Genomic DNA, 7,183 nt, shown 5'->3' with positions numbered 1-7,183 from the left:
GGCGGTCCGCTCGGCGGCATCAGGTGGATCTCGACCACCGGCGGGGTGTGCCGCTGCCGGGCGTAGTGGAAGTCGCCGTAACTGCCTTCCCGGAAGGCGCCGTTGTCGAGGTGGTTGCCGGCCTGGAGGATCACCGAGATGCCGTCGACCAGCGCGCCGGTGAGCTGGGCCTCCAGGCCCCTGGGGTTGATCACCCGGCCGACGTCGGCGACGACGACGGCCTTGGTGACCCGGGGGTTGGCGCGGTCGGTGGCGTCCAGCTCGACCAGGTAGGCGGCGCAGGCGCTGTGCTCGTCGTGGTAGCCGATGCCCTGGGCCTGGCCGGGGGGCATCGGGCGGCCCCAGTCGCCCCGCCTGGCGAGCTCGTCCAGCACCGCCCGCCCGGCGGCGCTGCGCATCCGGTCGCGGCGGAAGGCCAGTTCGTCCTGGCCCATCCGGCGGGCGAGTTCGTCCATCATGATCTCGTCGGAGACCCGGACGGTGCCCGAGTAGACCGAGCGCCAGCTGCCGGTGTGCAGTTCCAGCGGCACCTCGGCGAGCAGCTGGGTGGGCACCCCGACGTCGTACGGGATCTTCTCGGTGAGCAGGAAGAACAGTTCGGAGGAGGTGAGCCCGGCCAGCGGGAGCTTGTAGCCGGCGGCGGTGAGCATGTCGCCGAGGCCGTGCCCGAGGTCGGTCGCGACGCCGGCCACGCGGTGCTCCCAGCTGAACACCTGGCCGAGGCCGTAGGTGGCCCGGACGATGTGGTGGCTGGCCGGGCGCATCCGGCCGTGGCGCATGTCGTCGTTGCGGGTCCACATCAGCTTGACCGGGCGGCCGGCGGCCTTGGAGACCTGGGCGGCCTCCAGGGCGGCGTCGAAGAACAGCCGGCGGCCGAACGAGCCGCCGCCGCGCACCACGTGGACGGTGACGGCGTTCGTCGGCAGGCCGAGTTCGGTGGCGATGGTGCCCTGGGCGAGGATCGGGCTCTGCGCGGCGAACCACAGCTCGGCCCGGTTCGGCCGGACGTCGGCGACGGCGGTGAGCACCTCCATCGGGGCGTGGTTGACGAAGGCGAAGTCGAACTCGCCCTCCACCCGGTGGGAGAACAGCGGCGGCGGGAGGGACGGCAGGTGGGCGGCGCGCAGCCGGGACCGTACGTCGGCGTCGGACAGGCCGGCGACCGGCCCCGGGTTCCAGGTGGTGCGCAGTGCGTCGCGGGCCTTGAGCGCCTGGTCGAAGGTCTCGGCGAGGACGGCGACGCCGGTCGGGATCCGCACCACGCCGAGGACTCCGGGCATGGCGCGGGCGGCGGAGGCGTCCAGGGACTTGAGGGTGCCGTTGACGGTGGTCGGGCGGGCGACCACGGTGGGCACGGCGCCCGGGACGTCGAGGTCCCCGGCGTACTTGGCGCGGCCGGTGACGATGTCGCGGGCGTCGATCCGGCCGGTCGGCCGGCCGACCAGGCGCAGCTGGTCGGCGCTCTTGGGGACGGCGGGGACGGCGGGTGCGGCGACGGTGGCCGCCTCGGCGGCGAGGTCGCCGTAGCCGAGCCGACGGCCGTCGGGGGCGAGGACGGCGGAGTCGGCGGTGCGCAGGGTGGGCGCGGGAACGTTCCAGCGCCTGGCGGCGACGGTCACCAGCCGGGCCCGGGCGGCGGCAGCGGCGGCGCGCACCGGATCGTACAGCGAGCGGATCGAGTTGGAGCCGCCGGTCAGCTGGTTGAAGAGCAGTTCGGGGCGGGCGTCGGAGAGCGGGACGTCGACGTCGGAGAGCCGGGCGTCGAGCTCGTCGGCGACGATGACGGCGATCGCGGTGGTGAGGCCCTGGCCGACCTCCAATCGGGGCAGGTGCAGCACGGCGCGTCCGGCGGGGGTGACTTCGAGGACCAGCAGGTGCGCGGTCGGCAGCCCGGCGATGATCATCGCGTCGCCGAGGTCGACGATGTCCGGGATGCCGGGCAGGCCGATCAGCTGCTGGGGGAGGGCGGTCTCGCGGACCGGCACGGCGGCCGCGGCGGGGGCCGGGACGGGGCGCGGGGCGGCCTGCGCGGTGGCGGGCTCGGCGGCGTCGGCGCCGAGGCGGGCGCCGACGGTGAGGGTGGGCGCGGCCAGCAGGTAGGTGAGGAAGCGCCGGCGGCGGGTGCCGTCCGGGCCCGGGGCGTCCGTGGCATCGGCCGTACCGTTCGGGTGCCCGGCGTCGCGCGGCCGGCCGTTGGAGTCCGAGGAGGCGAGGGAGGTGCTGATAGGAGGACACCCTTCGAGCCGGAGACGGCGACGGAACGGGCGGGCGGGCGGGGCGGCCCCGGGCCGGTGCCGGATCGCGAACGCCGTTGAGCATAAAAGGAGGCTACTGACGGGTCAACACGGTCAAAGTTGGCCCTCGGGCGGCCCGATCGCGGTTGCGCGGCGGTCGGCGAGGGCGGAGTCGGAGCGGGTACGGACGGCGCTTCACAGGTGCGGGCGCCGCCGGGGCAGGACCGCCGGGACGGGCTCGGAGGCGCCAACTGGCGCCCCTCGCACGCGGGTTCAGGGGTCGGTCGACGGTGCGGCGGCAGGGGGGATTGGCCCAGGAAATTCCTTGATCACTGGACCGTTCCACTGGGCCGGTTCTTCCGTAGGCTGGGGGCGCACCCGAACCGGCGGTTGCGAAGACCGACTCCGCGCGCCGCCCGTCCGGGGGCCGCGGACAAGGGTGACGGTCCGTGAGGCGTTTACGGCCGTGGGGCGTTCACGGTCCTGGGGGCGCGGGCGGGTGACCGCCCGGGCGCCTCCGGCCGGTGGCGCCCGCGAACGAGTGAAGGAGGGGCATGCCGTCCGACCGAACCGCCCGTTGGGGCGCCCTGCCGCCCGCCGGGCCCCAGCGGACCCTCGCGGCCGCCCAGTTGGCCGCCGCCGTGGGCGACGGCGCGTACTACACCTGCTCCGCCCTCTACTTCACCCGGGTGGTCGGGATGTCCCCGACCGCCCTCGGGCTCGGCCTCACCCTCGCCTGGGCGCTCGGCTCCCTCGCCGGCGTCCCGCTCGGACACCTCGCCGACCGGCGGGGCCCGCGCCGCACCTCGATGGCGCTGGCGCTCGGCACGGCGGCCGTGGTCGCCGCCTTCCTGGTGATCCGCTCCTACCCGCTGTTCCTGCTCGCGGTCTGCCTCTACGCCACCGCGCAGTCCGGCCTGACCGCCGCCCGGCAGGCGCTGGTCGCCGCCCTGGTGCCGCCCGCGCAGCGGACCGCGCTGCTCGCCCACATCCAGTCGACCCTCAACGGCGGACTGGCCGTCGGCGCGGCGATCGGCGGTATCGCGCTCGGCGTCGGCACCCGCGCCGCGTACCTGGCCGCCTTCGCCGTCACCGCGCTCGGCTTCCTGATCGGCGCGCTGGTCCTGCGGCGGCTGCCCGAAGCCCCGCCCGCGACGGGGCCGTCGGACGCCGGGCCGCGCCTGGCCGTGCTGCGCGACCGCCGGTACGCCGCCGTCACCGCGGTCAACGCCGTCCTGTTGCTGCGGATGCCGCTGCTCAGCCTGATCATCCCGCTCTGGATCGCCGCGCGGGCCCCCGGGATCGGCTGGCTCGGCTCGGCGCTGTTCGTGCTCAACACCCTCGCGGTGCTGGCCTTCCAGGTCCGGGCGGCCCGCGGCGTCACCGGACTGGAACCGGCCGCCCGGGCGGTCCGCTCCGCCGGGCTGCTGCTGCTCGGCTCCTGCGCCATGTTCGGGCTGTCCGCGCTGGACGTGCCGGTCTGGGCGGTCGCCGCGCTGCTGGTCGCCGCCTCCGTCCTACAGGTGGCCGGGGAGATGCGGCAGTCGGCCGGCAGCTGGCAGATCGCCTTCGACCTCGCCCCGCCCGGGCGGATCGGCCAGTACCAGGGCTTCTTCGGCACCGGCGTCGCCGTCGCCCGCACCCTCGGGCCGCTGCTGCTCACCGCGCTGCTGCTGGAGGGGGGCCTGGCCGGCTGGCTGGTCCTGGGCGGGGTGTTCCTGGCGGCGGGGTACGCGATGGGGCCGGTCGCCCGCTGGGCGGCCCGGGACCGCGGTCACGCGGTGTCACCGCCGGCGCCCCCGGTGGTGGCGGGAGCCGCGTCGGGGGCCTGACCGCAGGGAACGGGAGCCCCCGCGGCGGCCCCGGGGAGCGTCCGACGGGACCGGACCGGAAACCCGCTGGCCCCGGGCCGCCGCCCGCTGGCATGCTGGCCGCGTGGACCGACCCCAGATCCAGCTCGACTTCGCCCCCGAGCTGCACCTCTTCGTCTCCGCGCCCCGGCGGGCCGGCCGTACCGCGCTGCGCACCGACGGCGCCTCCACCCTCGGCCACGTCGTCGAGTCCCTGGGCGTGCCGCTCACCGAGGTCGGCGCCCTGCTGGTGGACGGCCGGCCGGTGCCCGACAGCCACGTCCCGGCCGACGGCGAGGAGATCGCCGTCCGGGCCGTGGCCAGGCCGCAACCCTCGCCCGTCCCGGCGCGCTTCCTGCTGGACGTCCACCTCGGCACCCTCGCCCGCCGGCTGCGCCTGCTCGGCGTGGACGCCGCGTACGAGAACCCCGACATCGGCGACGCCGCCCTGGCCGCCCGCTCGGCCGCCGAGCAGCGGATCATGCTCTCCCGGGACCGCGGCCTGCTGCGCCGCCGCGAACTGTGGGCCGGCGCCTACGTCTACAGCCACCGACCCGCCGAGCAACTGCGCGACGTGCTCTCCCGTTTCGCGCCGCCGCTCGCCCCGTGGAGCCGCTGCACCGCCTGCAACGGCAGGCTGCACCCGGCCACCAAGACCTCGGTGCGCGAGCAGCTGCGGGACGGCACCGAGCGCTCGTACGACGTCTTCGCCCAGTGCGAGGACTGCGGCCAGGCCTACTGGCGCGGTGCCCACCACGCCCGGCTGGAGGCGATCGTCACCGAGGCGGTGCGCGACTTCGGGCCCGGCCGGGCCGGCGGACCGGGCCAGGAGCCCGGGCCGGGCGAGGAGTTCGGGGAGCCCGGGGAGGTCCACGGGTCCGGGGAGGACCAGGGCCGGATCGGGGTCGTCTCAGGGTAGTGCGCCCTGGCGGGCGGCCCGGCGCCCGTGGTCCCATCGGCGGTGGGGGACGAGACCACGCTACTCGCTCGCAGGAGAGAGGCCAGGTCGTCGTATGAGCACTCAGCCAGGGCAACAGCCCTTCCGCACCGCGGACACGGGGGTTTCCGCGGTGCCGACCGCCCCGGACGGGGCCGGGACGTACCCACCGCCGGTACTGAAGGAATCCGGACCCGGGGCGGACGGCGAGGCGCGCCCGGAGCACGGCCCCCGGAAGGCGACCGTCCGATGAGGCGGGGAGCGCTGCGCCGCCCGCTGGCGGCGCTGGTCGCCGCCGCGGCCGTGCTCGGGCTCTCGATCGCCCCGGCGGCCGCCGCCGGGAGCGCCGGGCCCGCCGAGCCGCATCTGCGGTCGCGCTACGTGACCATGCCGGACGGGGTCCGCCTCGCCGTCGATGTCTACCTGCCCGAGGGCACCCGGGCCGGCGCCGACCTGCCCACCGTCCTGGTCACCCAGCGCTACTGGCGGGCCAGGGTGAAGGTCGGCCAACCCGGCGGGTCCAGCGGCGAGGCCGAGCAGTGGACCGCCCGCGGCTACGCCTACGTGGTCGCCGACCTGCGCGGCACCGGCGCCTCCTTCGGCACCCTCACCTCCGAACTCGGCGCCGACGTGACCGCCGACAGCGGCCCGCTCAGCGACTGGATCGCCGCCCAGCCCTGGTCCAACGGCCGGATCGGCACCACCGGCATCTCCTACGGCGGCGACACCGCGATGCTCGCCACCTCCCTCGGCAACCACCACATCACCGCCGCCGCCCCGATCTCCTACGACTTCGACCCCTACGAGGACCTGGTGCGCCCCGGCGGCCTGCTCATCGAACCCCGGGTCGCCCCGTACGCGCTGCTGCTGCGCATCCTCGACCAGGCCGGCGGCACCACCTGCGAGACGGACGAGGAGACCCGGCAGCTCTGCGCCCGCATCGGCCTCACCGGCCTCCAGCCCCGGCCGGTCGACGGGCCCGACGGCCCCGCCCTGCTCGCCGCCGCGCGCGCCGAGCACGCGAACAACGCCAACCTCGTCGAGATGGCGCACTCCGGTGTCCACCGCGACTACCGGGACGGGCCGAAGAGCTGGACGGTCGGCAGCGTCGGCGAGCGGACCGACGCCGTCGAGGCCGGCGGGGTGCCGGTCCTGACCCGGGCCGGCTGGCTCGACGCGGGCACCGCCAACGGGGTGCTCTCCCAGTTCACCGGCCTGTCCAACACCCAGGACGACTGGATCGGCCCGTGGAACCACGGCGCCGGCTGGTTCGCCGACCCGTTCCAGCCCGCCCGTCCGCTCACCAGGCAGGAACACCAGGAGAACGACCAGCGGGTGCTCGACTTCTTCGACCGCTACGTCCGCGGCGACGCCCGCCCCGACGGCACCCGGAAGGTGCACTACTACACCTTCAACGAGGGCGTCTGGCGCACCACCACCCGTTGGCCGGTGCCCGGCACCCGCACCCGGCGGTTCGACCTCGGCGCGGGCCGCTCGCTCACGGACCGCTCGCTCACGGGCCGTTCGTCCGTCGACGGGGCGGACGACCGCCGCGGCGGCTCCGACCGGCTGCTCCTCGACCCGACCGCGGGCACCGGCCCGCTGGACCGCTGGAACACCAACCTCAGCGGCGACGAGGTCAGTTACCCCGACCGCGCCGCCGTCGACGCCAAGCTGCTCAGCTACACCACCGCACCGCTGGGCGCCGACACCAGGGTCACCGGCAACGGCAAGGTCACCCTCGACGTCACCGGCCTGGCGGGCTCGGCCCGCGGCGCCCTGCACGTCTACCTCGAGGACGTCGCGCCGGACGGCCGGGTCACGTACCTGACGGAAGGTCAACTCTTCCTGGCCGACCGGGCGGTGGCGGACAGGTCGGACAACCCCGACTGGCGCCGGCTGCGCACGCCGCGCAGCTACGCGGCCGAGGACGCCGAGGACTTCCCGCAGGGCCGCGCGCAGCGCGTCACCGTCGACCTCCAGCCGGTCTCGGTGCTGTTCCGGGCCGGTGAGCGGATCCGGCTCACCGTCGCGGCCGCCAACCCCGACTCCTTCCAGCTGCTCCCGGCCGACGGCAAGGCGGGCTACCGGATCGGCTGGGGCGGCGACCGCGGCTCCGCGCTGGAGCTGCCCGTCGTGCGCTGAGGCGTGCGCCGCGGGAC

4 protein-coding genes are annotated in these 7,183 nt (G+C 76.0%); 3 read left to right on the top strand and 1 reads right to left on the bottom strand.

Annotated elements, in window-relative coordinates:
• Positions 1-1,985, bottom strand: a 1,985-nt coding sequence (locus tag ACFU6K_RS25560; RefSeq protein ID WP_380666743.1) for a molybdopterin cofactor-binding domain-containing protein, incomplete at its 3' end; no start/stop codon positions are given.
• A gap of 803 nt (positions 1,986-2,788) precedes the next feature.
• On the opposite strand from ACFU6K_RS25560, the gene ACFU6K_RS25555 reads away from it, so the two are divergent.
• From ACFU6K_RS25555 to ACFU6K_RS25545, 3 genes are all read left to right on the top strand, one after another.
• Complete coding sequence (locus ACFU6K_RS25555; protein WP_380666741.1) at positions 2,789-4,066, top strand: MFS transporter; 1,278 nt, start codon at positions 2,789-2,791, stop codon at positions 4,064-4,066.
• Positions 4,067-4,169: 103 nt separating this feature from the next.
• Positions 4,170-5,003 (top strand): Mut7-C RNAse domain-containing protein, encoded by an 834-nt coding sequence (locus tag ACFU6K_RS25550; protein ID WP_380666739.1) that lies wholly within the window; start codon positions 4,170-4,172, stop codon positions 5,001-5,003.
• 267 nt (positions 5,004-5,270) lie between these two features.
• Positions 5,271-7,166 (top strand): CocE/NonD family hydrolase, encoded by a 1,896-nt coding sequence (locus ACFU6K_RS25545; protein ID WP_380666737.1) that lies wholly within the window; start codon positions 5,271-5,273, stop codon positions 7,164-7,166.
• The last annotated feature ends 17 nt before the right edge of the window (positions 7,167-7,183 follow it).

This window comes from Kitasatospora sp. NPDC057512 (assembly GCF_042802135.1).
Lineage (GTDB): Bacteria > Actinomycetota > Actinomycetes > Streptomycetales > Streptomycetaceae > Kitasatospora.
Note: the sequence above shows the minus strand (reverse complement) of the source record. Positions and strands in the feature narration are given on the sequence as shown.